This is a genomic window from Citrobacter braakii, assembly GCF_002075345.1.
Taxonomy (GTDB): Bacteria; Pseudomonadota; Gammaproteobacteria; order Enterobacterales; family Enterobacteriaceae; genus Citrobacter; species Citrobacter braakii.
In genome coordinates this window covers 330,404-356,803 of record NZ_NAEW01000002.1, presented here as the reverse complement: position 1 = coordinate 356,803, position 26,400 = coordinate 330,404, and the positions used below count along the sequence as shown (strand labels likewise).

Below are 26,400 nucleotides of genomic sequence, written 5' to 3'. Positions count from 1 at the left end.
CTGTAACTACTATGTAACGGTGAATAATCACTTTCACCGAGGTATAGGTGCCTTAAACAAAAATTAAAGCCTGTTTTTGGAGCGTTGCCAGACACGGAAGAAATATTTTTTAAAAGTGAGCTTCGGCGTTCAGTAACACTTCAGTAACGTTCTGCCTGCCGAGCATTTATCTCAAGTACTACCCTGCATAATAAAACCGGAGATACCATGAATAAGAAGGTGTTGACCCTGTCTGCTGTAATGGCAAGCATGTTATTCGGCGCGGCTGCGCACGCTGCTGATACCCGCATTGGTGTGACTATCTATAAGTATGACGATAACTTTATGTCTGTAGTACGTAAGGCTATTGAAAAAGATGCCAAAGCGGCGCCAGATGTACAGCTGCTGATGAATGACTCGCAGAACGACCAGTCCAAACAAAACGACCAGATCGACGTGCTGCTGGCAAAAGGCGTAAAAGCACTGGCGATTAACCTGGTTGACCCGGCAGCGGCAGGCACGGTCATTGAAAAAGCACGCGGGCAGAACGTACCGATCGTGTTCTTTAACAAAGAACCTTCTCGTAAGGCGCTGGACAGTTATGACAAAGCGTTTTACGTCGGTACCGACTCTAAAGAGTCCGGTATTATTCAGGGTGATTTGATCGCCAAACACTGGGCAGCTAACCCGAACTGGGACCTGAACAAAGACGGCAAAATTCAGTTTGTTCTGCTGAAAGGCGAACCGGGACACCCGGACGCTGAAGCACGTACCACTTACGTGATTAAAGAGCTGAACGATAAAGGCATTAAAACTGAGCAACTGCAGTTAGATACTGCAATGTGGGATACCGCTCAGGCAAAAGATAAAATGGATGCGTGGATGTCCGGTCCGAACGCCAACAAAATCGAAGTGGTTATCGCAAACAACGATGCGATGGCAATGGGCGCAGTTGAAGCGCTGAAAGCGCACAACAAAACCAGCGTACCGGTATTTGGTGTGGATGCGCTGCCTGAAGCGCTGGCTCTGGTGAAATCTGGCGCAATGGCTGGTACCGTGCTGAACGACGCCAACAACCAGGCGAAAGCCACCTTCGATCTGGCGAAAAACCTGGCTGACGGTAAAGGTGCGGCAGATGGCACTAACTGGAAAATTGAGAACAAAATTGTTCGCGTTCCGTACGTAGGTGTCGATAAAGATAATCTGGCAGAGTTTACCAATAAGTAAATATTCCGTCTTTGGGCGCAATGTCATTGCGCCCTTAATAACGCACTCTGCAAGGCCAACAAGGTATAATTATGGTCAGCACACATACTCAGTCGTCAGGCGAATACTTGTTGGAAATGACCGGCATCAACAAGTCCTTCCCCGGCGTTAAGGCTCTTGATAATGTCAATTTAAAAGTCCGCCCACATTCCATTCATGCCTTAATGGGGGAGAATGGCGCGGGGAAATCAACATTATTGAAATGTCTTTTCGGTATCTATCAAAAAGATTCCGGTAGTATTTTATTTCAGGGTAAAGAAATCGATTTTCATTCTGCTAAAGAAGCGCTTGAAAATGGTATTTCGATGGTACACCAGGAATTAAACCTGGTATTACAACGTTCTGTGATGGATAACATGTGGCTGGGACGCTATCCCACCAAAGGCATGTTTGTTGATCAGGACAAAATGTACCGCGATACCAAAGCGATATTTGATGAGCTGGATATTGATATCGATCCGCGTGCGCGCGTTGGTACATTATCCGTTTCGCAAATGCAGATGATTGAAATTGCGAAAGCGTTCTCCTATGACGCAAAAATCGTCATCATGGATGAGCCAACGTCATCGTTAACCGAGAAAGAAGTTAATCATCTGTTTACCATTATCCGTAAGCTGAAAGAGCGTGGATGCGGTATTGTTTATATTTCTCACAAGATGGAAGAAATCTTCCAGCTATGCGATGAAATTACCGTGCTGCGCGATGGCCAGTGGATTGCGACCCAGCCGCTGGAAGGGCTGGATATGGATAAGATCATCTCCATGATGGTCGGCCGTTCACTGAACCAACGTTTTCCGGATAAAGAAAACAAACCCGGTGAAGTCATTCTGCAAGTGCGTAACCTGACCTCGCTGCGTCAGCCATCGATTCGTGATATCTCGTTTGATTTGCACAAAGGGGAAATTCTCGGGATTGCCGGGCTGGTCGGCGCAAAACGTACTGATATCGTTGAAACGCTTTTTGGTATTCGTGAGAAATCATCGGGTACGATTACGCTACACGGCAAAAAGATTAATAACCACAGCGCAAATGAGGCCATTAATCATGGTTTTGCGCTGGTCACGGAAGAGCGCCGCTCAACCGGTATTTACGCGTATCTGGATATTGGTTTTAACTCGTTAATCTCCAATATCCAAAACTATAAAAATAAAGTTGGTCTGCTGGATAATTCCCGCATGAAGAGTGATACCCAGTGGGTAATTGACTCAATGAGGGTGAAAACGCCGGGCCATCGTACACAAATCGGTTCACTGTCCGGTGGTAATCAGCAAAAGGTGGTTATTGGTCGCTGGTTATTAACGCAGCCAGAAATCCTGATGTTAGATGAACCCACGCGTGGTATCGATGTTGGCGCGAAATTTGAAATTTATCAGCTGATTGCCGAACTCGCGAAAAAGGATAAGGGGATTATTATTATTTCCTCTGAAATGCCGGAGTTGCTAGGTATTACCGATCGTATTCTGGTGATGAGCAATGGTCTCGTTGCCGGAATTGTTGACACTAAAACAACAACGCAAAACGAAATCCTCCGTCTTGCGTCTTTGCACCTTTAAGATTAGGGGCTCCTCATGAGTGCGTTAAATAAGAAAAGTTTTCTTACTTATCTGAAAGAAGGCGGAATTTACGTTGTTCTTTTGGTTTTGCTGGCGATTATTATTTTCCAGGATCCCACTTTCTTAAGCTTACTGAACCTGAGTAATATTCTGACGCAATCCTCGGTGCGTATAATTATCGCATTGGGTGTGGCCGGGCTGATTGTTACCCAAGGGACAGATCTGTCGGCGGGACGTCAGGTTGGTCTGGCGGCAGTCGTGGCGGCAACCTTGCTACAGTCGATGGAGAACGCCAACAAGGTGTTCCCGGAAATGGCTACAATGCCAATCATCGTAGTCGTGCTGATTGTTTGCGTGATTGGCGCCATTATCGGTCTGGTGAACGGTATTATCATTGCTTATCTGAATGTGACGCCGTTTATTACCACCCTGGGTACGATGATCATCGTTTACGGGATCAACTCCCTGTACTACGACTTTGTCGGCGCATCGCCAATTTCTGGCTTTGACAGCGGATTCTCCACCTTCGCGCAGGGCTTTATTGCGCTGGGTAGTTTCCGCCTCTCCTACATCACCTTCTATGCGCTGATTGCGGTGGCGTTTGTCTGGGTGCTGTGGAACAAGACCCGCTTCGGTAAAAACATTTTCGCCATCGGCGGAAACCCTGAAGCCGCGAAAGTGTCCGGGGTCAACGTTGCGCTGAACCTGCTGATCATCTATGCGTTGTCTGGCGTGTTTTATGCCTTTGGTGGTTTGCTCGAAGCCGGGCGTATCGGCTCGGCGACTAACAACCTCGGCTTTATGTATGAGCTGGATGCGATTGCGGCGTGCGTGGTTGGCGGCGTGTCGTTCAGCGGCGGGGTAGGGACCGTGTTTGGCGTGGTGACCGGTGTGATTATCTTCACCGTCATCAACTACGGTCTGACTTACATTGGCGTGAACCCTTACTGGCAGTACATTATCAAGGGCGGCATTATCATCTTCGCGGTCGCGCTGGACTCACTGAAGTACGCGCGTAAAAAGTAATCGTATACCGCAAAAAGCCCGGTGCAGCGTAATCTGTACCGGGCTTTTTTGTCAGCGTTACAACGTTAACGCATGCTCTTTCTCACCGGATTTAAATTTCACCTCACCCAGCTCAATACAGGCTACCGGGCAAACGTGACCACACAGCAGGCATCCCACACATTTTTCTGTGTTGCAGTGCGGTGTGCGGGTTTCCTCATTCCATTCTATCGCCTGATGTCCACCGTCATAACAGGAGATGTAGCAGCGGCCACAGCCAACGCATTTATCAAGATGGATGTACGGGTAGACGATGTAGCTACGGTCAAGATCCTCCGCGGGGATGATATTGGCATTGGCAAGACCAACCATCTCCTCCAGTGAGTCAAACCCTTGATCGGCGAGGTAATGTGACAGCCCGCTGGTCATGTCCTCCACAATCCGGTAGCCATACTGCATGATCCCGGTGGTCACCTGCAGCGTGGCCGCGCCTAACAGTAAAAACTCGGCGGCATCTTCCCAGGTCTCAATTCCCCCGATGCCGCTAATCGGGAAATCGCGCAGTTCAGGGTGCATGCGCAGTTGTTGGATAAATCGCAAAGCAATAGGTTTAACGGCCTTGCCGGAGTAGCCGGAAATACTGGATTTACCGTTGACGACCGGCATCCCGATTTTTCGGTTCAGATCGATATTCGTGATGGATTTAACCGTATTGATGGTCGCGATACCGTCGGCACCTCCGTGTTTTGCTGCCAGAGCCACCTCACACATATCACCAATGTTCGGTGTCATTTTCGCCAGCATCGGCAGGGACGAGCCGCGTTTAACGGCCCGACAATACTTTTCAACCAGCTCAGGGCTTTGCCCTACATCGCTACCCATGGCATGTGAGGTCATTTGCGGGCACGAGAAGTTACACTCGATCATGTCTGCACCCGCGTCTTCAACCAGGCGGGCCAGTTCCTGCCATTGCTGCTCATTTTCCCCCATAATCGACGCAATCAGGACTTTGTCCGGGTAGTCCTGTTTCAGTCGACGAATTGCGGCCAGATTCTCCTCCAGCGGATGCTCGGCAATTTGTTCCATGTTTTTGAAGCCAATAAAGCCGGTATCTTCTTTGGTGAGATGGTCAAAGCGTGGGGAGACTTCATTAGCAATAAAGAACCCGATCGTTTTAAAAACAATGCCACCCCAGCCGCTATCATAGGCTTTGGCGCACATTTCATAGCAGTTGCCCACCGGAGAGGAAGAGAGGCAGAACGGGTTGGGGAATTTGACGCCGCAAAAAGTAATAGAAAGATCTTTCGTTAACATGAGCAAGCTCCCTCTAAATAGTGATGAATGGCCTGAGCGGCTTCTTTTCCCGTTTTCACGGCGTAAACAACGGTTTTATCGCCTTTAACAATATCGCCCGCAGCAAACAGAGCCGGATCGGCGGTTTGATAATTGTGCGTATCGATAAGATTGCGCTGTGGCTTTAACGCGGCGAAATTATCAAGCTGAGCATGTTGGCCGACGGCGAGAATAATCTGTTCGGCTTCAAGCGTGAGTTCTCCTGGCAGGCGTACGTGCTTAAAGGTGACTCTATTTCCGCTAACCGCCACGGGCGTGAAGCCGTCAATTATCGACACCCCTAAAGCCTGTATGCTGCTGAATTCTTTGTCGCTGGCCGGGAAGTCGGCGAGTTCTTCACGCGCGACACAGGTGACTGACGGGCAGCCCAGCAGCTTCAACGTACTGGCGACATCCATCGCCACGTCGCCACCGCCGATGATTAATGCACTTTGTGCGATGGTAATATCGCCGTTGGATTGGCGGGCTCGTTGCAGAAAATCGACGGCGATTTCTACGTGATTCGCCCTCTCAAACAGAGGCAACGTTGAACCGTAAGACATCCCTACGGTAACCAGTACGGCGCGGTATTCTGCTTTGAGTTGCTCAACGGAAAGGGCATTGCCGACTTCACAATTGCACTTGATGGTCACGCCCATTTCAACGATACGGGCAATTTCAAGATCCAAAACTGCTTGCGGCAGACGAAACTCTGGAATGCCATAACGCAACCAGCCACCTGGCTGGGCCTGTTTTTCGAAGATTGTCACATCATAACCAAGATTACTTAGCGTTACGCTGGCCTGTAATCCTGCCGGACCCGCACCGATGATAGCTACTTTGCCGAGCGTTTTTGTTGCCAGCTGATAGATTTTCATTGCGGTCTGCTGTTCAAAATCGGTAATAAAGCGTTGCAAACGTGCAATATCGATAGGTTTATCAATTCCTGAGCGCGTACATCCGCGCTGGCATAATTTTTCGGTTGGGCAAACCCGGGCGCACACCGCACCGAGCGCATTATTTTCGCGGATAGTTTCGGCAGCGCCTTTAAAATTACGAAAATAAATAGAGCGAATAAATTTCCCTGGGTCTGTTTGCGCCGGGCAATCATGACTACAGGGGGCGTCGTGACATAATAAACAGCGAGAAGCCTCTTTTATTGCTAATAATGGGGTAAAAGCAGGCGTGAGCTCATCCAGATAATTTTGTTGTGGCATATTTTCTTCCTTAATGCTTGAGTAAATTAAGGCAAACCGTTAATAACAAAATATAAAAAGTGAAGGCTATTCTTAAGGCTAAGCACTGCAGGAAGAGTATTCTGTGAAAGGATTCACAAATAGAAGATAGTCTGAGGGAAATGCTGGCGGGCAGCATTAATCCCTTACATTGAAATGGTAACTATTATCAAAATATTAGCTATTCTCAAATGCTAATATAAAAGAAAATTCTTTAGCGATAAAAGACTAAGTAAATAACCATCCCGAAGGATAAACATCCGCACCCGGCATAAACCAGCACATAAGACCAAAATTGCAGGGGCTCTTGATTGCGATAAGCGTAAACCGGTTCGCGCGCATTCTTTTTAATTTTATCTACTGCCCCAGAGCGCCAGCCTTTCCATGCTTCGCGAAAACAAAATACGGGAATGAGCAGAAAGGCCAACACGACGAAAAGGGTTTGTACATCCATGCTTATTTTCCTTGTTTCTTTTGTAATTCGAGTAGTTGTTCAGGCGTGACCGCCGGATATCCCTGTGCATCGTCCGGTACCTGATGCATGGTAGGGATGGGCACCAGCGGGCCTAAAAATCGGGGTTCACGTTTGAAAATATAGAGATCGGCCAGTGCGCCAAAGCGGGCGCCAAATTCACGTACCCGCACGGTGAGCATATCTTTTGGTGAGGGCACCGCATAGCACTGGGCCTGGATGCCCATATGCAGCGCAATAAACAAGGCGCGCTCACAGTGGAATCGCTGAGTAATAATGATGAAATCGTTGGTATCGAACACCTTGCGGGTTCGTACAATTGAATCGAGCGTCCGGAACCCGGCGTAATCAAGCACTATGTCAGCGGGATCGACACCTGCGGCAATCAGATCTTTACGCATCGTCATGGGTTCGTTGTAGCTTTGTTGTGCGTTGTCGCCGCTCAGCAGCAGATAGTTTACCTTTCCACTGTTATAGGCGTTCAATGCGCCCTGAATGCGGTAGCGGTAATACTGGTTGATGACGCCGGTGCGATAGTATTTCGCCGTGCCCAAGACCACACCGACCTGGCGGTAGGGTAAATCCTGCAATTCGTCGTAGATGTAGGGAGCGGTCTTCCAGCTCATCCACCTGTCGAGCCCAAGCACAGTCAAAAGCAGCAAGCCTACCAGGACTAACAGGCTGTAAAACACGCGCTTTAACATGCAGAAAACTCGTTATTTGGATGGAATTTCAATCAGGCTACTGTACCGGAAGACGTAGCGCAAGAAACAGCAATCTGATTGGGGGGATTTTCAGCAAAACGGCCCTGTTGGATGGTAGCAACAGCAAATCTGGCCGACAACCTGGAGCGATTGCAGGCCAGATAAGCGTAGCGCCAGGCAATTAACCGAGCAGCACGCGCTCAATATTATTGCAGCCCAGCGCTTTCAGGGTAGCGGAGGTCGCATCCCACTGAATCAACGGCGCATCGGCTTTTTCAGCCAGCACAGCACGCTGGATATCCGGGTAGTCATAACCGTTAAGGTTCAACAGGTTTAACGCGCCTTGCAGCGGCGGCAGGGTCGGGTTGAAGGCGGCATTTTCCGCATAGCTACCGCTAAAAATTCGACCATCTTTACATTCCAGCGCCACGCCGCTTGGGGAGTTGCTGTACGGCATATGACATCTGTTGGCGGCGGTGATAGCCGCTTGGGTCAACGCATCGCCCTGCAGTGCGAAGCCGTGATCCTGATCGTCCATCAGCAGTGTTTTAATCTCCAGATCTTTCGGTCCGAAGGCGTCTGGCAGGTAATCGCGCAGCACGTGTGGCGCACGTCCCGGCAGATGAATACGTAAATCCAGTCCACTGTTCAGTTCGTTCATAAACTGGCGACAGTGGCCGCACGGCGTGTAGTTGACGGTGATGGCGGCGAGCCCTTTTTCACCGCGCAGCCAGGCATGGCTAATGGCGCTTTGCTCGGCATGAACGGTTTGCTGCATGGTCGCCCCCAGGAACTCCATGTTGCCACCGAAGTACCAGGTGCCGCTGATGCCGCGAGAAATTGCCCCAACGTTGAAGTTGGACAGCGGAGTACGCGCGCAGGCCGCAGCCAGCGGCAATAGAGCGAATGCCAGCGCGTCTTCGTCCAGTCCCGATTCGCGTTTCAGCAAAGAGACCTGCTCAGCAGTCAGCATGGCGGGGAAATGCGCATCCGCCAGAACAGGCGCCAGGGCTGATTGCAAGTTATCCGCGAGTTGGGCAAAAGCAGTTTGAAAACGTGGATGCATGGCGATGCCTCATAACAATGTAATGGAATCGTAGTTTACGGGCCTGTTACGGCTTTATATGTGATCCAAATCTCATTGTGTATGCAACTTATGAAACTTAAATTAAAAATGTGCAACGCATCGCAAATAATTAGCCAAAAATTGAAGGTTAACCGACCAGGGCCAGAATAATCGGGAACAGGAATGGGGCGACCAACGAGGTGATAATGCCGCAAATAACCAGCGCCAGAGAGCTAAACGCGCCTTCCTGATAGTCCAGCTCTGCACAGCGTGCGGTACCCAGGGCGTGCGAAGCGGTACCCATGGCCAGTCCACGTGCGGCTTTGGTGCGAATACGCATCGCATTGAGCAAAGTATGACCAAACACAGCCCCGAGGATACCAACAAAAATGACGCACACGGCGCTGATGGCCGGAATACCACCAATGCTGCCTCCCACTGCCATAGCGATAGGCGTGGTTACCGATTTCGGCATGATTGACGCAGCAATTTGCGGCGATGCGCCCATCAACAAGGCGATTGTTGTACCTGTAACCATCGCCACAACGCTCCCCGCAAAGCAGATGGCAATAATTGATTTCCAGCGAGCGCGAATCTGGTGCAGCTGTTCGTATAACGGATAGGCCAGCGCGACCACGGCAGGTTGCAGTAAATCGTTCAGCACCTCACTGCCTTTGAAATAGTGATCGTAGGGAATTCCGGTCAGCATCAGAATGGGAATGATCACCACCATGGCGACCAGTAGCGGGTTCAATAGCGGCATTTTAAATCGTGCAGCCAGCTTACGTGCGCCAAAAAATACCGCCAGCGTAAGGGGTAACGACCACCAGATATACGACATCATTCTTTAGACCCTTTTTGCCCAACGATTTTGCGCTCACCGTGCACAATGTGAGAACTCCAGCTCACCACCAGGAAAACGACCAGCGTACTGATGGTACAGGACACCACCACCGGACCAAATTGCGCACGGAGCAGATCAAAGTACTGCATGATCCCCACGCCAATCGGGACAAACAACAGGGCCATATAGCGAATCAGCACATAGCAGCCGGGGTTAACCCATTTTGCCGGTAGCACCTGCAAAGCCAGTAAGACAAACAGAATCAGCATGCCGATAATGCTGCCCGGAATGGTGATGGGGAGTAGCGATGCAAGAAAAATACCTGCATAGAGGCAGGCATAAATCAGGACGAATGCGCGCAAATATTGCCAGATAATGTTCAGTGCTTTGCTCATAGTTGAAACCCTTGACGAGACTGATTCATCATACAATTAAACTTCAAAACGTGCTACCGATCACATCATGAATTCTAAGCATAGAAGAAATAGATATCTGGAACATCGGGCGATGGCCCTAATTGTTCACGTTAAACCTGTGCCAGGTAATACAGAAAACGATTCAGGGCGGTCGTGGGTGTTTCATTGTTGCGCCAGAACACGCCTACGCTGCCTTTTTGTTCAATCTTCGGCAGATTCAGGATAGCCAGCTGTCCCTGGGCGGCATAACGCTGCGCCAGGCGTAGAGAAAGAATAGAGATCATGTCGCTACTTTGCAGCAGGTTGGTGCTGACGTTTATCGATGCCGACTCAATGATGTTTTCCGGTAGCATGACGCCGTTATCTACCAGCGCGTTGTCAATGCTTATCCGGATGGGCGTTCCCGTCGGCCAGACAATCCAGCGCCAGTTAGCCAGATCATGCCAGGTGAGCAGGGGATATTTTGCCAGCGGATGGTCGGGGCGCGCGACGAAACAGACCGGCTCGGTATACAGCACCTGGTAATTGAGCGGCAACTGAAGCGCCCGGCCACCGACGCGTCCGACCACCACATCCACCGAACCCGCGAGCAGATCGTGCAGCAGCGGGGTCATCACCTTCTCTTCAATATTAAGATGCAGGGTCGGCAGCTCTGTGAGCAAACCCAGTATCGCCTGTGAAACGCAGTCCGTCGCCACCGGCGAGCAGCCAATCTTCAGACTCCCTACCAGGCCTCCCTGCTTAAAACGGGCGATTTCATACTGTGAACGTTCCATATCATTGATCAGGCGTTGGGCATGCTGCAGTAGCAGCTTGCCGCCTTCTGAAGGGCGTAAGCCTTTGCTATGACGTTCAAAGAGTGTGATACCCATCTCATCTTCGAGCTGTGATAACCATTTTGACAACGCTGGCTGGGTGATATTCATCATTCGGGCGACGTGAGTCAAATTCCCCTGTTCGCCCAGCGCAATAAGCGTTTGCAGGTGGTGTAACTTAAGTTTCTGCGCCCAGTTAGCCATTTGCTATAACCTCCAGGTTATGCCTCTGCATGAAAAGCCATTGTACATTTCATCTCCAAACATACAAAGTCGCAACATACCTAAAACAAAACAGACATCTACTCTACCTGCACTGAGGCATTCACTATGACTCAACAACGTGATCTACAAGCACTGATCGATTCCGCCCCCGTCGGTAAGACCCAGTGGCGCGTTATCATTTGCTGTTTTTTGGTCGTCATGCTCGACGGTTTTGATACCGCAGCTATTGGTTTTATCGCGCCTGATATTCGCACCCACTGGCAACTGACGGCCGGAGATCTGGCGCCGTTGTTTGGCGCAGGCCTGCTGGGTCTGACCGCTGGCGCACTGCTCTGCGGTCCGCTATCGGATCGTTTTGGCCGCAAACGGGTGATTGAATTCTGCGTGGCGCTGTTCGGCGCACTGAGCCTGATTTCGGCTTTTTCCCCCGATCTGCAAACGCTGGTTTTTTTGCGCTTCCTTACCGGGTTAGGCCTGGGCGGCGCGATGCCAAATACTATCACTATGACCTCAGAATACCTGCCAGCGCGTCGGCGTGGTGCACTGGTCACCATGATGTTCTGCGGTTTTACCCTGGGCTCGGCGATGGGCGGGATTGTCAGCGCACAGCTAGTGCCGGTTATTGGCTGGCACGGCATCCTGGTGCTGGGAGGCGTGCTACCGCTGATGCTGTTTGTGGCTCTGCTGTTTGCGCTGCCGGAATCCCCGCGCTGGCAGGTTCGTCGTCAGTTGCCGCAAAACGTGATTGCCAGAACCGTCAGCGCCATCACCCGGGAACGTTATGACAATACCCAATTTTATCTCAACGAGGGCGCCGCGATTGCCAAAGGCAGCATTCGCCAGCTGTTCGTCGGGCAACAGTTGCCCATTACCCTGATGTTATGGGTGGTGTTCTTTATGAGCCTGCTGATCATTTATCTGCTCTCCAGCTGGATGCCAACGCTGCTTAACCATCGCGGAATTGACCTGCAGCATGCCTCATGGGTGACCGCTGCCTTTCAGATTGGCGGTACGCTAGGTGCGCTGGTGCTGGGAGTGCTGATGGATAAATACAATCCTTTCCGCGTGCTGGCAGTGAGCTATGCGTTGGGTGCGGTGTGTATTGTCATGATTGGCCTGAGCGAGAACGGCCTGTGGTTGATGGCGCTGGCCATTTTTGGCACCGGCATCGGCATCAGCGGTTCGCAGGTGGGCCTGAATGCCTTAACCGCCACGCTTTATCCGACGCAGAGCCGGGCCACGGGCGTCAGCTGGTCTAATGCGATTGGCCGCTGCGGCGCGATTGTCGGCTCGCTCTCCGGCGGCGTGATGATGGCGATGAATTTCTCATTCGATAACCTGTTTTTCATTATTGCCGTTCCGGCGGCCATCAGCGCGGTGATGCTTATGCTGCTGACGGTTGTTATCCGCCAGTCGGCCTCTGTCCCTGACGCGTTGTCACGCGTAGGCATCGTGAACAAATAAGGAGAATCTCTATGTCAGAACTTAATCAGGATGTTAAGAACAGCCGTCAGCAGTTTTACCAGCATATTTCCGGGCAGAATCTGACCCCGCTGTGGGAGTCGCTGCACCGCCTGGTACCGCCAACGCCGAACGCACATTGTGCTCCTGCGTACTGGAACTATCAGGAGATCCGCCCGCTGCTGCTGGAAAGCGGCGATCTGATTGGCGCGAAAGAGGCGATTCGTCGCGTACTGGTGCTGGAAAACCCCATGCTGCGCGGACAGTCTTCAATCACCCCAACGCTGTACGCCGGATTGCAGTTAATCATGCCGGGCGAGGTTGCCCCGAGTCACCGGCATAATCAGTCTGCGCTGCGCTTTATTGTCGAAGGGAAAGGGGCATTTACTGCGGTGGATGGCGAGCGCACCCAAATGCATGAAGGCGATTTTATTCTGACGCCACAGTGGCGCTGGCACGACCACGGCAACCCAGGCAGTGAACCGGTGGTGTGGCTGGACGGTCTGGATCTGCCACTGGTGAATCTGCTGGGTTGCGGCTTTGCGGAAGATTACCCGGAGGATCAGCAACCAGTCACGCGCAAGGAAGGGGATTACTTACCACGCTACGCGGCCAATATGCTGCCGCTGCGTCATCAGAAGGGTAACTCATCGCCAATTTTCAACTATCGCTACGATCGCAGCCGTGAAGCGCTGCATGACCTGACCCGCATGGGCGACGCCGATGAGTGGGACGGTTACAAGATGCGTTACGTCAACCCGGTAACCGGTGGTTATCCCATGCCTTCAATGGGGACCTTTTTACAACTGTTGCCGAAGGGCTTTTCCTCGCGGATGGCGCGTACCACCGACAGCACTATCTATCACGTGGTGGAAGGAAGCGGGCAGGTCACCATCGGCACCGAGATCTTCAATTTTTCGCCAAAAGATATCTTCGTGGTGCCAACCTGGCACGGCGTGTCATTCCAGGCCCACGAAGATGCCGTCTTATTTAGTTTTTCGGACAGACCGGTTCAGGAAGCGCTGGGGTTGTTCCGTGAAGCACGTTATTAATTTGGGAGAGAGAAAATGACGCAATACGTATTCGAACCACAAGCGCCTGTTACCGTTCCGGTCGTTGGCAGTAATGAACAGTTTCCCGTGCGTCGCGTTTACTGCGTGGGCCGCAACTATGCCGCTCATGCGCGTGAAATGGGTTTTGATCCGGATCGCGAACCGCCGTTCTTCTTCTGTAAACCTGCCGATGCGGTCGTCCCGGTGGCGGCCGGTCAAACCCTCGAGCTGCCATACCCGTCGCAGACCGATAACTATCACTATGAGATAGAGCTGGTGGTGGCTATCGGTAAAAAGGGCAGCGATATACCCCTGGAAAAAGCGCACGAATATATCTGGGGCTATGCCACTGGTCTGGATATGACCCGCCGCGACAGGCAGATGGAGATGCGCCAGATGGGGCGTCCGTGGGAAATCGGCAAAGCATTTGATCTCTCAGCCCCCATCGCGCCACTGCATAAAGCCAGCGAAAGTGCGGATGTTAACAACGCGCCTATCTGGTTGCAGGTCAACGGCGACGATCATCAGCGTAGCGATATTCGCCACCTCATCTGGTCCGTTAATGAAACCATTAGCTATCTGTCCGGCTTTTTCGAACTACAGCCGGGTGATTTGATCTACACAGGCACGCCAGAGGGCGTGGGCGCAGTGGTGAAAGGAGATGTGATCACCGGCAATGTAGACGGTTTAACCCCCATCGCTGTGAAGATTGTCTGAGGTGGATGATGAAGCTGTACAGTTTCTTTAACAGCTCCGCGTCATATCGCGTACGCATTGCGCTGGCGCTGAAGGGGCTTGATTACCAGACGGTGGGTGTCAACATTCGCATCGGTCAGCAGAACGAGCTGGCCTACCGGCGGATGAACCCGGTAGGGCTTGTACCGACGCTGGTCACTGATGAGGGAGAATCACTCGGGCAGTCGCTGGCGATAACCGACTGGCTGGATGGTCACTTTCCGCAGTCGCCGCTGCTGCCAGCCGACTTCCCGACGCGCAGCCGGGTGCTGGAAATTGTTTATGCCATCGCTTGTGATATCCATCCCGTGAATAACATGCGGGTACTGCGCTACCTGAGCGAAGAGCTAAAGGTCAGTGAAGAGGATAAAAAACGCTGGTATGCGCACTGGATCCAGCAAGGGTTAAACGCGGTTGAACAGATGCTGCGCCAGAGTCACTCGGGGACGTTCTGCGTGGGGAATGCGCCGACGCTGGCGGATTGCTGTCTGATCCCGCAGTGGGCGAACGCGTTACGTATGGGCTGCGATCTGAGCGGGTATCCGCGCTGTAAGGCGGTATATGATGCCTGTACCCAGCTTCCGGCGTTTATCGCCGCCGCGCCCGAGAATCAACAAGACAAAATTCCAGCCTGATAAGGAGAACGACAATGGCTAAAGTGACTCGCGCAATTATCGTGGGTGGCGGGATTGGCGGCGCGGCGACCGCGCTATCGCTGGCCCGTCAAGGCATTAAAGTGATGTTGCTGGAGAAAGCGCACGAGATTGGTGAGATTGGTGCGGGTATTCAGCTCGGGCCGAACGCGTTTTCTGCTCTGGACAGCCTTGGCGTGGGTGACGTCGCCCGCAAGCGCGCCGTTTTTACCGATCACATCACCATGATGGATGCGGTAAACGCGAAAGAGGTTGTACATATTGAAACCGGGCAGGCGTTCCGCGATCACTTTGGCGGCCCTTATGCGGTTATCCATCGGGTTGATATTCATGCTTCTGTCTGGGAAGCGGCACTGGTTCATCCCAACGTTGAGTATCGCACTTCAACTAACGTGGTTGATATTCGCCAGACAGAAGATGATGTGACGGTCTTTGATGAGCACGGTAACAGCTGGACAGCGGATATTTTGGTGGGCTGTGACGGTGTGAAGTCGGTTGTGCGTCAGTCTCTGATTGGCGATGCGCCACGCGTGACCGGGCACGTGGTCTATCGCGCGGTGATTGATTGCGATGATATGCCGGAAGATTTGCGCATTAACGCGCCGGTGCTGTGGGCCGGACCGCACTGCCACCTGGTGCACTATCCACTGCGCGGCGGCAAGCAGTATAACCTGGTGGTGACCTTCCACAGTCGTCAGCAGGAGGAGTGGGGGGTAAAGGATGGCAGTAAAGAGGAAGTGCTCTCCTATTTTGCCGGTATTCATGCGCGTCCGCGTCAGATGCTGGATAAGCCGACGTCATGGCGTCGCTGGTCCACCGCTGACCGCGAACCGGTAGAGAAATGGGGGACCGACCGCATTACGCTGGTGGGTGATGCTGCGCATCCGGTGGCACAATATATGGCGCAGGGTGCCTGTATGGCGCTTGAAGATGCTGTCACTCTCGGTAAGGCGTTACAGCAGTGTGACTGCGATGCGGCTGATGCCTTTGCTTTGTATGAGTCGGTGCGTATTCCGCGTACTGCGCGCATCGTCTGGTCGACGCGCGAAATGGGACGTGTGTACCACGCCGCAGGCGTCGAGCGCCAGGTGCGTAATCTGCTGTGGAAAGGCAAATCTCAGGCGGAATTTTATCGTGGTATGGAATGGCTGTACGGCTGGAAAGAAGATAACTGCCTGTTGCCGCGCTGAGCCTCTTTAATCTCCCGAACGGAGGCGCTACCATAGCGCCTCTTTTTTTGCGGGTGACGATATGCGTGTTTTACTGGCGCCGATGGAAGGCGTGCTCGACTCACTGGTGCGCGAGCTGCTGACTGAAGTGAATGATTACGATCTGTGCATCACCGAGTTTGTGCGCGTGGTGGATCAGCTCCTGCCGGCAAAAGTATTCCATCGGCTCTGCCCGGAACTGCATAACAATAGCCGGACGCCATCCGGCACGCGGGTGCGCATACAGTTGCTGGGGCAGTATCCGCAGTGGCTGGCGGAGAACGCGGCGCGCGCGGTAGAACTGGGCTCGTTTGGTGTCGATCTGAACTGTGGCTGCCCGTCGAAGCTGGTCAACGGCAGCGGCGGTGGCGCAACGTTATTAAAAGATCCTGAACTCATCTACCGGGGCGCAAAAGCCATGCGCGAGGCGGTGCCTGCGCATCTGCCCGTGACGGTGAAAGTGCGTCTGGGCTGGGACAACAGCGACAGGCAGTTTGAAATTGCTGATGCCGTTCAGCAGGCTGGCGCCAGCGAGCTGGCGGTGCATGGCCGAACCAAGGAACAGGGCTATAAGGCCGAGCATATCAACTGGCAGGCGATCGGTGAGATCCGCCAGCGGCTTACCATTCCGGTTATCGCAAATGGCGAAATCTGGGACTGGCAAAGCGCCCAGGATTGTATGGCTATCAGCGGATGCGATGCGGTGATGATTGGCCGTGGGGCATTAAATATTCCGAACCTGAGTCGTGTGGTGAAGTACAACGAGCCACGTATGCCGTGGCCTGATGTCGTGATGCTATTGCAAAAATATACCCGTCTTGAAAAGCAGGGTGATACCGGGCTGTATCACGTGGCGCGGATTAAACAATGGTTAGGGTATTTGCGTAAAGAATACTCAGAAGCAACCGCGCTGTTTCAGGAAATCCGCGCATTAAACAATTCACCGGATATCGCGCGCGCGATTCAGGCCATTGATATCGCTAAATTGCATTAACACATTAATCGGCCACCGGAGTGGCCTTTTTTTCAAAAAATCATCTTAAACACGCCAGTTACCACCAATAACCCAATCAGAAAAATAACTAAAATAATCCACAGTAAGATTTTCATCAGCGTTCCTTTTTTGGTGAGTTCAGGTTAAGTATAGGAAAGCCTCTGAAAATCTTCCTGTAATGACCTTACTCCGGTTTACGTGCGCTGAGCAGAAACACCATTGGCCGCTCTTTTTCTTCATCCAGCGCCGGGTTTTCAGCAATCTGTTCAGCGGACGGTCCCCATTCATCGACACAAACGATTTCGAATCCGGCGGCTATCAGCGCATTAATCCAGGTCGCCAGCTTACGGTGCTGTTTTTTGACACCCTCCGCGAACCAGTTACTGATGCGTGTGCCTTCCTGCTGATAATGATTGACCGGCCAGGACTGTTGCCCGGTTTTATCTTTTATCCAACCCTGGTTAAGCGGTGCAGTATAAATGGGATGCTCGGCAGAGAATACCAACATGCCTCCCGGTGTTAACGACTGGTAAATCGTTACGAATAATCGCGCGATATCGCGCAAATAGTGCAGGGCAAGTGAGCTATAAACCAGGTCAAAGGAATTTGGCGACAGGGAAAGCGTTTCGAGATCTTCACGGCGATAAACGATGCCATTACCCTGCGTCATGCTGTGCGCCTGGGTTAACATCTTTTGTGAAATATCCAGTCCCACTACGCTGGCCGCCTGGTTATCGCGCGCGTAGCGGCAAAACCAGCCATATCCGCAACCCAAATCGAGGATATTTTTTCCCTGCAGAGCGGGGAGCATCGCTTGTATTGTCGGCCATTCTGGCGCACCGTCGAGCCCTTTTACTGAACGGTCCAGCGTGGCATATCCGGCAAAGAACTCGGGATCGTCATAGATATTCTGTGACATAATGTCTCCATCCATAAATTAATAAAATTAATTAATCTAAATTATTTGTTGGGTGTATATTTTTCCGATTATATATTTTTATTGCCAAAGGTGTATTGCCACGCGTAACTAAAAAAGGAAACGCGACAAGTCGTAATCTCAGCACATCTTTTCTTACCTGTGTCTCTCCATGAATCGTAATTCTGCTTTTGTCACGACGGCATTGTTGCCGCTTTTTATTTTGATGTCAGGTTGCGCGCCGATGCATGATGACCGCCAGTCTCTGTCACAGCAGACCCCCGCTGCGAATGTCGATACCACATTGCCTGCGGCGTTAAAAAATGGCTGGCCGGACAGCCAATGGTGGAAGGCATACCATGACCCCCAGCTTAATGCGCTGATTGACAGCACGTTACGAAACTCCCCTGATATGCAGGTCGCGGAACAGCGCATTCAACTGGCGGAGGCGCAGGCTAAGGCTGTGGAGGCGCAGGATGGCCCGGAGATCGATTTCTCAGCAGATGTGGAGCGTCAGAGAATGTCAGCCGAAGGGCTGATGGGTCCGTTTGCCATTACCGATCCGGCCGCCGGGACGACCGGGCCGTGGTACACCAACGGCACCTTTGGTTTAACTGCTGGCTGGAATCTGGATCTGTGGGGTAAAAATCGGGCCGAAGTGACGGCACGTATTGGGGCCGTTAAGGCGCGTGAAGCCGAGCGCGAGCAAACGCGACAGGTTCTGGCGAGTGGTGTGGCTCGTCTTTACTGGGAATGGCAAACGCAGGCCGGGCTGAAAACCGTGTTGACGCAAATCGAAACCGAGCAGCAGAACGTCATTAACGTTGATCGTCAACTGTATCAAAATGGTCTTACTTCTTCGGTGGAAGGCGTTGAAACCGATATCGATTCCAGCAAAACAGAGCAGCAGCTGAACGATGTCAGCGGTAAAATGAAGGTAATTGAAGCGCGGTTGAGCGCGCTGACCAACTCGCAGTCCACAGCCCTGAAACTCCATTCGACCCCGCTGCCCGCGGTGGAAAGCCAGCTCCCGTCCCAGCTAGGTTATTCGCTGCTGGCCCGCCGACCGGATTTGCAGGCGGCGCACTGGTACATTGAGTCATCGCTGAGCAGCATTGATGCGGCGAAAGCGGCGTTTTATCCCGATGTAAATCTGATGGCATTTTTACAACAGGATGCGTTACATCTGAGCGACTTGTTTCGCCATTCCGCGCAGCAAATGGGCGTAACGGCCGGGCTGACGCTGCCTATCTTTGATAGCGGCAGGCTGAACGCGAATCTCGACATTACTCAAGCGCAAAGCAACCTGACGGTGGCGAATTACAACAAAGCCGTGGTGGATGCGGTGAATGACGTGGCGCGTGCAGCATCGCAGGTAGAAACACTGGCGCAGAAGAATCAGCATCAGCAGCAGATTGAGCATGATGCACTGCGCGTAGTGGGTCTGGCGCAGGCGCGCTTCAATGCCGGAATTATTGCGGGCTCCCGGGTCAGTGAGGCAAAGATCCCGGCATTACGTGAACAGTGCAACGCTCTGCTTTTACAAGGGCAATGGCTGGATGCCTCAATCCAGTTGAACCGTGCGCTGGGGGGCGGCTACCACGCTTCGTAACGCACCCGCCCGGTAGACATCGTGCTACCGGGCTGTACTTTTGCTGCTGCGTTTTTTTAACCACCACCGAACGCCAGGCACCAGCACAATCACCAGAGCCAGCCATATCCAGTGCTTAATATGCTGGTCGAGATTGTGTAGCCACGGCGCAATGACTTCTCCCCCCACGTAACCCAGAGTGGTAAATATCAGCGCCCACGCCAGCGCCCCCAGAATATTCAACGGCAGGAAAATTTTAGGCGGCAAATGGCTTGCGCCAATCAGCAACGGGCCGATCACGCGAAAACCATACATAAAACGGGTGCCAATTACGAACAGATAAGGACGGCGCTGGATCATTTTCTGCGCCCGGCGGATTTTGTCGCGATGTTTTGAGAAACGACGCAAAATTTTTCCACCGTAACGACGCCCAAGCAGATACAGCAATTGATCGCCAATCATCCCGCCCAGGGCCACAGAGATAACCACCAGAGGAAATTTAAGTAATCCCTGATGTGCCGCCACGCCGCCCAGCAGGGTAATGGTTTCACCTTCGGCCAAACTGCCAATGACCAATGCGGCGTAACCGTAATGTGCAATAAGACTGTTTATATCCATATGTCTGGATGACCTCCCCACGTTAAGCATACACCCTGTGAATCATCGTGGGGTTTAAAAGCGCTGAATTAGCGGTTCGTCATTTTTGTTGTTGTACAAAAATTAATCCAAAGCTGAATTATACTTGAACTGTTGAGGTCCGGAGCTGACAAGAAGGGGGCGGTATGAACCATGTCTGGGGGCTGTTTTCCCATCCCGATCGTGAAATGCATGTGATCAACAGCGAAAACGAAAGCGTTTCGCATCACTATACCCACCATGTACTGCTGATGGCGGCAATCCCGGTTGTTTGTGCGTTCATCGGTACCACACAAATCGGCTGGGATTTTGGCGATGGCAATATCCTGAAATTATCCCTGTTGACTGGATTTGCAATGGCGATTCTGTTTTACGGGGTGATGCTGGCGGGCGTTGCCGTCATGGGCCGGGTTATCTGGTGGATGGCGCGTAACTACCCGCAGCGTCCGTCGCTGGCGCATTGTATGGTCTTTGCCGGATATGTCGCGACGCCGCTGTTTTTAAGCGGGCTGGTCGCACTTTATCCGCTGGTCTGGCTGTGCGCATTAGTCGGGACTCTCGCGCTGTTTTACACCGGTTATTTACTTTATCTCGGTATTCCGACGTTCCTGAATATCACTCGTGAGGAAGGGTTGAGTTTTTCCAGTTCGACGCTGGCAATCGGTGTGCTGGTACTGGAGGTTCTGCTGGCTATTACGGTAATTCTGTGGGGTTACGGCTATCGGTTATTCTGACGGATAAACCTGTCTACGCTGCGTTGTTGACGTAAAAGTCAGCAACGCAGCATTTCGAGACGATTCTCCTGTGGCAGCAAACCTGCCGGATCGCTATGATGCCTGAGCTAGCTTGAGATAATACTTAATCTCTGGCGGTGTGCGTTGTGACGTGCGTGAACCATTATCAGAAATCTCATCATGCTGAAATTCCGAGTTTCATTATTAAGCCTTGCCCTGGTGCTGGCCGTTCCTTTTGCACCCCAAGCCGTGGCGAAAACGGCAACTACCGCAGCGGCTTCTCAACCTGAGATAGCGTCCGGTAGCGCGATGATCGTTGATCTGAATACCAACAAAGTTATCTATTCGAACCACCCGGACCTTGTGCGTCCGATTGCGTCGATTACCAAATTAATGACGGCGATGGTGGTGCTTGATGCACGACTGCCGCTGAATGAAAAGCTGAAAGTCGATATTAGCCAGACGCCGGAGATGAAAGGCATTTACTCTCGCGTACGACTGAACAGTGAAATCAGCCGTAAAGACATGTTACTACTGGCGCTGATGTCATCAGAAAACCGCGCGGCGGCGAGCCTGGCGCATCATTACCCGGGCGGATACAACGCGTTTATCAAAGCCATGAATGCCAAAGCGAAAGCGCTCGGCATGACTCAGACACGCTTTGTGGAACCCACTGGCTTGTCGATTCATAACGTCTCGACCGCCCGTGACTTAACCAAGCTGCTGATCGCCAGCAAACAGTATCCGCTGATCGGCCAGCTAAGTACCACGCGTGAAGATATGGCGACGTTTGCCAACCCTGCGTATACGCTGCCGTTTCGTAACACCAACCATCTGGTATACCGCGATAACTGGGATATTCAGTTAACGAAAACCGGGTTTACCAATGCGGCAGGTCACTGTCTGGTGATGCGCACGGTGATTAACAACAAGCCGGTAGCGCTGGTGGTGATGGATGCCTTTGGCAAATATACTCACTTTGCCGATGCCAGCCGTTTACGTACCTGGATTGAAACGGGCAAGGTGATGCCGGTTCCGGCGGCGGCGCTGAGCTATAAAAAGCAAAAAGCTGCACAGATGGCGGCGGCAGGTTCGGCGAAGGGCGAGCAAACCGCGCAGAACGATTAAATAAGATATCTTTTCCGGCCTACGCATAGCGAATATAGCAGTAGGCCGGGCAAGCGAAGCGCCCCGGCAACATGCCCGGTAGCGCTTATCTTTTTCATATTTACGATTCTTTCCAGAACTTCTGCTTACTCGTTTTCCCAATACCCGGATTCATACTGTTGGTGGGGTCATTCTCACGGTAAAAACGGGTCAAGGTTTCCGGTGCCTGATACAGATGCCCGACGTTATGCTCTGCCGGATACTGCGCCCCACGCTCGCGCAGGAGTTCCAGCATCTGCTCTTTTAGCGCATGCGCATCCACGCCTTTTTTCACGATGTAATCCTGATGGAAAACGTAACACATAAAGTGACCGTAATAGAGTTTGTGCACCAGTTGACTGTCGATCTCTGGAGGCAGATGCTCGTACCATTCGGTGTCGTTACGACGCAGCGCGATATCCAGCGCCAGAATATCTTCCACCTCATCCGCATGTACGGCCTGATAACGAATAGCCGCGCCAGCCGCCGCAAATCGGTGCAAAAACGCCTTGCTGCCTTCTTCCGCCGTACAGGCAAAGAAGTCGCCTTCAGCGGTTTTGAAATACTCGCTTAGCCAGTTTTGGGCTTCAGCCACGCCGCCACCGGCCATTTTTAACAGCAGGTGATGCTCGTACTTATCGCGCCAGCTTTTCATGCGCGCCGGTAAGTGACTGGGGAATAAATGACCAAATTTCTGCATTGCCCGGTCGGTGAAGTGAGGACGGAAAATTTTCACTTTTTCCAGCATCGCATCGGTGCGGCCTTTCAGGGTGAAGAAGAACGGCATTTTGTCGGTGCCGAGCTTGTCGATCATCAGAAACGTATCTTTGCCGTATTGCTCAGCGATGTCGTAAATATCGCGGTGCATATATTCACCGGCGACCGGCAGATGCTCGAATTTTGCCAGAATATGACGGCGGATCTCCGTTAGCACCTCTGGCTGGTTGGTGCCGATGTAAAAGACCTGCTGGTTTTTTTCGGCTTCGAAGGTGTCCAGACGCACGGCAAAGACCGCGAGCTTGCCTGCACAACCGGACGATTCAAACAAGCGATCCGGGTCGGCGTTATAGCGTGCGGGCGTGTCCGCGTCGATATCTCTGACGCGGGTAACGTAGTCATGATCGTGCGCGTGACGCCCGTCGTGGCGAACATCGTCATCTCTAATACGCTCGTCATCCAGTTTGCTCAGGATCTGCTCCGGGGTCTGGCCCAGCTCGATACCCAGATGGTTAACCAGCTGTAATTTTCCCTGTTCATCAATACGCGCAAACAGCGACATCTCCGTGTATGCCGGGCCGCGCTGTACCAGCGAGCCGCCGGAGTTGTTGCAAATGCCACCGATAACCGAAGCGCCGATACAGGAAGATCCGATTACCGAATGCGGCTCACGGCCAAACGGTTTGAGCGCTTTTTCCAGCGAATAGAGCGTGGTTCCTGGATAGGCCAGCACCTGTTCACCTTTGCCGATGACGTGCAGCTTATCAAGACGCAGGGTGCTGATAATGACAATCTCGCGGTCGTAATCATTACCGCTCGGCGTAGACCCTTCGGTCAAGCCGGTGTTAGCGGCCTGCATCAGGATAATTTTATCCGCGGCGACGCAGGCGCTCAAAACGCGCCACAGTTCTAAAAGCGACCCGGGGAACACGACGGCAAGCGCATCGCCCTGGCCGGAGCGGAATCCCTTGCGATAGCGGGCGGTTTTAGCAGGTTCTGTCAGCAGGTGTGAATGACCCACCAGACGGGTCAGTTCATTCAGGAAAGCTTTATTATCTGTTGTAATGGAAGACATTCTCCACTCCTTGTGGTGGGACTCAATATCAGGAACAAGCATAGCGCTTTGTATGACAATACGCTTTCTCATTCATATTGTCTCTGGTTCGTCTTTTACTGATTCGCGCTGGTTTCGAAAATTAGGAGAATAACCTTAGCTTTCTTTATCGCTCCCGTTTAGTCTTACGGCAAACTGCGGTTTTTGTTATATTTTCGCTGCCTCGTCGGGAAAAAATAAAGAGAGAATCAACATGAAATGGCTATGTTCTGTAGGTGTCGCGGTGAGTCTGGCATTGCAACCAGCGTTGGCGGACACTCTGTTTGGTAACCATCCACTGACGCCAGAGGCGCGGGATGCCTTCGTTACCGATTTACTCAAGCAGATGACCGTGGATGAGAAGATTGGGCAACTGCGTTTGATAAGCGTCGGGCCTGATAACCCGAAAGAAGCCATCCGCGAGATGATCAAAGACGGGCAGGTTGGGGCAATTTTTAACACCGTCACGCGCCAGGATATCCGCAAAATGCAGGATCAGGTGATGGATCTCAGCCGCCTGAAAATCCCTCTCTTTTTTGCCTACGACGTATTGCACGGTCAGCGTACCGTATTCCCGATAAGTCTCGGTCTGGCATCCTCCTTTAATCTCGATGCGGTCAGAACCGTTGGTCGAGTGTCTGCGTATGAAGCCGCCGATGATGGTCTGAATATGACCTGGGCACCGATGGTCGATGTCTCGCGCGATGCGCGCTGGGGCCGCGCCTCGGAAGGGTTTGGCGAAGATACGTATTTGACCGCCACGATGGGCAAAACCATGGTGGAAGCGATGCAGGGTAAAAGCCCGGCCGATCGCTATTCGGTGATGACCAGCGTCAAGCACTATGCCGCCTATGGCGCGGTTGAAGGCGGCAAGGAATACAACACTGTCGATATGAGCCCGCAGCGTTTGTTCAACGACTATATGCCACCGTACAAAGCCGGACTGGACGCCGGTAGCGGTGCGGTGATGGTGGGGCTTAATTCGCTGAACGGCACGCCGGCGACTTCGGATGCATGGCTGTTAAAAGACGTGCTGCGCGATGAGTGGGGCTTTAAGGGCATTACTGTTTCCGATCACGGCGCGATTAAGGAACTGATTAAGCACGGTACCGCCGCCGATCCTGAAGATGCGGTGCGTGTGGCGATCAAGTCCGGCATCAACATGAGCATGAGCGATGAGTATTACAGCAAATACCTGCCGGGGTTGATTAAGTCAGGTAAGGTGACGATGGCGGAGCTGGACGACGCTGCGCGTCATGTGCTGAACGTGAAATATGATATGGGGCTGTTTAACGATCCGTACAGCCATCTGGGGGCCAAAGAATCTGACCCGCAGGACACCAACGCGGAAAGCCGTTTGCACCGCAAAGAGGCGCGTGAAGTGGCACGTGAAAGCCTGGTGCTGCTGAAAAACCGTCTGGAAACATTGCCGCTGAAAAAATCCGCTACCGTAGCGGTTGTCGGCCCGCTGGCCGACAGCAAGCGTGATGTGATGGGCAGTTGGTCTGCTGCCGGGGTTGCCGATCAGTCAGTAACGGTGCTGACGGGGATTAAAAATGCCATCGGCGAGCAGGGCAAAGTGGTATACGCCAAAGGGGCGAACATCACCAACGACAAAGGCATTGTCGACTTCCTCAACCAGTATGAAGAGGCGGTGAAGGTTGACCCGCGTTCGCCGCAGGCGATGATTGATGAAGCCGTTAACGCCGCGAAGCAGTCTGACGTGGTCGTCGCGGTAGTTGGTGAAGCGCAGGGAATGGCGCATGAAGCCTCCAGCCGCACCGATATCACCATTCCGCAGAGTCAGCGTGACCTGATTACCGCGCTGAAAGCCACGGGTAAACCGCTGGTTCTGGTACTGATGAACGGTCGTCCGCTGGCTCTGGTTAAGGAAGATCAACAGGCCGATGCGATCCTCGAAACCTGGTTTGCCGGGACGGAAGGCGGTAACGCCATCGCCGACGTGCTGTTTGGCGATTACAACCCGTCAGGCAAGTTGCCGATGTCTTTCCCGCGCTCTGTCGGACAGATCCCGGTCTATTACAGCCATCTTAATACCGGTCGCCCGTATAATGCCGATAAGCCGAATAAGTACACGTCGCGCTACTTTGACGAAGCGAACGGTCCGTTGTATCCCTTTGGCTATGGCCTGAGCTACACCACATTCACGGTTTCTGATGTGAAACTCTCTTCTCCGACGATGAAGCGTGACGGGACCGTGACGGCCAGCGTGCAGGTGACCAACACCGGCAAACGCGAAGGTGCGACGGTGATTCAGATGTATTTGCAGGATGTTACCGCTTCAATGAGTCGTCCGGTAAAACAGCTGAAAGGTTTTGAGAAGGTGAATCTTAAGCCGGGTGAAACCCAAACCGTTAGCTTCCCAATTGATGTTGAAGCGCTGAAATTCTGGAACCAGCGTATGCAATACGATGCCGAACCGGGCAAGTTCAACGTCTTTATCGGCGTGGATTCTGCCAGAGTGAAGCAGGGCGAATTTGAACTGCTGTAATTGATATCATGCCTGATAGCGTGACGCTTATCAGGCCTGC

General features: G+C 52.4%; 25 protein-coding genes. 13 read left to right on the top strand and 12 right to left on the bottom strand.

Annotated elements, in window-relative coordinates:
- Window positions 1-207 precede the first annotated feature (207 nt).
- From mglB to mglC, 3 genes are all read left to right on the top strand, one after another.
- Window positions 208-1,206 carry a galactose/glucose ABC transporter substrate-binding protein MglB gene (gene mglB / locus BZK42_RS06185; RefSeq protein ID WP_016153719.1) on the top strand — a complete coding sequence of 333 codons (999 nt, stop codon included), beginning with the start codon at window positions 208-210 and terminating at the stop codon, window positions 1,204-1,206.
- Between the two features lie 71 nt (window positions 1,207-1,277).
- A complete protein-coding gene (gene mglA, locus BZK42_RS06180) occupies window positions 1,278-2,798 on the top strand; it encodes a galactose/methyl galactoside ABC transporter ATP-binding protein MglA (protein ID WP_016153718.1) in 1,521 nt (506 codons plus the stop codon).
- 15 nt (window positions 2,799-2,813) lie between these two features.
- Window positions 2,814-3,824, top strand: coding sequence for a galactose/methyl galactoside ABC transporter permease MglC (mglC, locus tag BZK42_RS06175; protein WP_003027393.1), 1,011 nt, complete (start codon window positions 2,814-2,816; stop codon window positions 3,822-3,824).
- 57 nt (window positions 3,825-3,881) lie between these two features.
- Here the strand turns inward: mglC and preA are convergent, their stop codons facing one another.
- The 8 genes from preA to BZK42_RS06135 form a co-directional block, all read right to left on the bottom strand.
- Window positions 3,882-5,117, bottom strand: coding sequence for an NAD-dependent dihydropyrimidine dehydrogenase subunit PreA (gene preA / locus BZK42_RS06170; RefSeq protein WP_080858906.1), 1,236 nt, complete (start codon window positions 5,115-5,117; stop codon window positions 3,882-3,884).
- Entirely contained in the window at window positions 5,111-6,352 is a 1,242-nt protein-coding gene (locus BZK42_RS06165) for an NAD(P)-dependent oxidoreductase (protein WP_080858905.1), read from the bottom strand. Before BZK42_RS06165 ends, preA begins: the two co-directional genes overlap by 7 nt.
- A gap of 232 nt (window positions 6,353-6,584) precedes the next feature.
- Complete coding sequence (locus BZK42_RS06160) at window positions 6,585-6,824, bottom strand: DUF2542 family protein (protein WP_016153715.1); 240 nt, start codon at window positions 6,822-6,824, stop codon at window positions 6,585-6,587.
- A gap of 2 nt (window positions 6,825-6,826) precedes the next feature.
- A complete protein-coding gene (gene sanA, locus BZK42_RS06155; protein WP_016153714.1) occupies window positions 6,827-7,546 on the bottom strand; it encodes an outer membrane permeability protein SanA in 720 nt (239 codons plus the stop codon).
- Between the two features lie 181 nt (window positions 7,547-7,727).
- Window positions 7,728-8,612 (bottom strand): cytidine deaminase, encoded by an 885-nt coding sequence (gene cdd / locus BZK42_RS06150; protein WP_016153713.1) that lies wholly within the window; start codon window positions 8,610-8,612, stop codon window positions 7,728-7,730.
- 148 nt (window positions 8,613-8,760) lie between these two features.
- The gene (locus BZK42_RS06145; protein ID WP_016153712.1) at window positions 8,761-9,456 is read right to left on the bottom strand and encodes a CidB/LrgB family autolysis modulator; all 696 of its coding nucleotides are present in this window, start codon (window positions 9,454-9,456) and stop codon (window positions 8,761-8,763) included.
- Entirely contained in the window at window positions 9,453-9,851 is a 399-nt protein-coding gene (locus BZK42_RS06140; protein ID WP_016153711.1) for a CidA/LrgA family protein, read from the bottom strand. Before BZK42_RS06140 ends, BZK42_RS06145 begins: the two co-directional genes overlap by 4 nt.
- 131 nt (window positions 9,852-9,982) lie before the next feature.
- Window positions 9,983-10,891: a LysR substrate-binding domain-containing protein gene (locus tag BZK42_RS06135; protein ID WP_016153710.1), complete on the bottom strand. Its 909-nt coding sequence runs from the start codon at window positions 10,889-10,891 to the stop codon at window positions 9,983-9,985.
- Between the two features lie 126 nt (window positions 10,892-11,017).
- On the opposite strand from BZK42_RS06135, the gene mhbT reads away from it, so the two are divergent.
- The 6 genes from mhbT (at window position 11,018) to dusC (ending at window position 17,015) form a co-directional block, all read left to right on the top strand.
- Window positions 11,018-12,376 (top strand): 3-hydroxybenzoate transporter MhbT, encoded by a 1,359-nt coding sequence (gene mhbT / locus BZK42_RS06130; protein ID WP_080858904.1) that lies wholly within the window; start codon window positions 11,018-11,020, stop codon window positions 12,374-12,376.
- A gap of 11 nt (window positions 12,377-12,387) precedes the next feature.
- Window positions 12,388-13,425 (top strand): gentisate 1,2-dioxygenase, encoded by a 1,038-nt coding sequence (gene gtdA / locus BZK42_RS06125; protein WP_019077221.1) that lies wholly within the window; start codon window positions 12,388-12,390, stop codon window positions 13,423-13,425.
- Between the two features lie 15 nt (window positions 13,426-13,440).
- On the top strand, window positions 13,441-14,142 hold the full coding sequence (locus BZK42_RS06120) for a fumarylacetoacetate hydrolase family protein (protein WP_016153707.1): 702 nt from the start codon (window positions 13,441-13,443) through the stop codon (window positions 14,140-14,142).
- An 8-nt stretch (window positions 14,143-14,150) separates the two neighbouring features.
- Entirely contained in the window at window positions 14,151-14,795 is a 645-nt protein-coding gene (gene maiA / locus BZK42_RS06115; RefSeq protein ID WP_080858903.1) for a maleylacetoacetate isomerase, read from the top strand.
- A gap of 14 nt (window positions 14,796-14,809) precedes the next feature.
- On the top strand, window positions 14,810-16,003 hold the full coding sequence (locus BZK42_RS06110) for a 3-hydroxybenzoate 6-monooxygenase (RefSeq protein ID WP_080858902.1): 1,194 nt from the start codon (window positions 14,810-14,812) through the stop codon (window positions 16,001-16,003).
- Window positions 16,004-16,064: 61 nt separating this feature from the next.
- On the top strand, window positions 16,065-17,015 hold the full coding sequence (gene dusC / locus BZK42_RS06105; protein WP_019077218.1) for a tRNA dihydrouridine(16) synthase DusC: 951 nt from the start codon (window positions 16,065-16,067) through the stop codon (window positions 17,013-17,015).
- A 32-nt stretch (window positions 17,016-17,047) separates the two neighbouring features.
- Here dusC and BZK42_RS29830 read toward each other — a convergent pair whose 3' ends face one another.
- A complete protein-coding gene (locus BZK42_RS29830; RefSeq protein WP_019077217.1) occupies window positions 17,048-17,131 on the bottom strand; it encodes a small membrane protein YohP in 84 nt (27 codons plus the stop codon).
- 68 nt (window positions 17,132-17,199) lie between these two features.
- Window positions 17,200-17,934 (bottom strand): class I SAM-dependent methyltransferase, encoded by a 735-nt coding sequence (locus BZK42_RS06100; protein ID WP_016153703.1) that lies wholly within the window; start codon window positions 17,932-17,934, stop codon window positions 17,200-17,202.
- 169 nt (window positions 17,935-18,103) lie between these two features.
- Between BZK42_RS06100 and mdtQ the strand changes: the two genes are divergently transcribed.
- Window positions 18,104-19,543 (top strand): multidrug resistance outer membrane protein MdtQ, encoded by a 1,440-nt coding sequence (gene mdtQ, locus BZK42_RS06095; protein ID WP_065554085.1) that lies wholly within the window; start codon window positions 18,104-18,106, stop codon window positions 19,541-19,543.
- A gap of 24 nt (window positions 19,544-19,567) precedes the next feature.
- Here mdtQ and BZK42_RS06090 read toward each other — a convergent pair whose 3' ends face one another.
- Window positions 19,568-20,140: a DedA family protein gene (locus BZK42_RS06090; RefSeq protein WP_016153701.1), complete on the bottom strand. Its 573-nt coding sequence runs from the start codon at window positions 20,138-20,140 to the stop codon at window positions 19,568-19,570.
- 164 nt (window positions 20,141-20,304) lie between these two features.
- On the opposite strand from BZK42_RS06090, the gene BZK42_RS06085 reads away from it, so the two are divergent.
- Both BZK42_RS06085 and pbpG read left to right on the top strand, forming a co-directional pair.
- Entirely contained in the window at window positions 20,305-20,892 is a 588-nt protein-coding gene (locus tag BZK42_RS06085; protein WP_016153700.1) for a Yip1 family protein, read from the top strand.
- 180 nt (window positions 20,893-21,072) lie between these two features.
- Complete coding sequence (gene pbpG / locus BZK42_RS06075; protein ID WP_080858901.1) at window positions 21,073-22,020, top strand: D-alanyl-D-alanine endopeptidase; 948 nt, start codon at window positions 21,073-21,075, stop codon at window positions 22,018-22,020.
- A 100-nt stretch (window positions 22,021-22,120) separates the two neighbouring features.
- Here pbpG and dld read toward each other — a convergent pair whose 3' ends face one another.
- Window positions 22,121-23,830, bottom strand: coding sequence for a D-lactate dehydrogenase (gene dld, locus BZK42_RS06070; protein ID WP_016153698.1), 1,710 nt, complete (start codon window positions 23,828-23,830; stop codon window positions 22,121-22,123).
- Window positions 23,831-24,062: 232 nt separating this feature from the next.
- Here dld and bglX point away from each other — a divergent pair, with 232 nt between their 5' ends.
- The gene (gene bglX / locus BZK42_RS06065) at window positions 24,063-26,360 is read left to right on the top strand and encodes a beta-glucosidase BglX (protein ID WP_080858900.1); all 2,298 of its coding nucleotides are present in this window, start codon (window positions 24,063-24,065) and stop codon (window positions 26,358-26,360) included.
- Window positions 26,361-26,400: the final 40 nt, after the last annotated feature.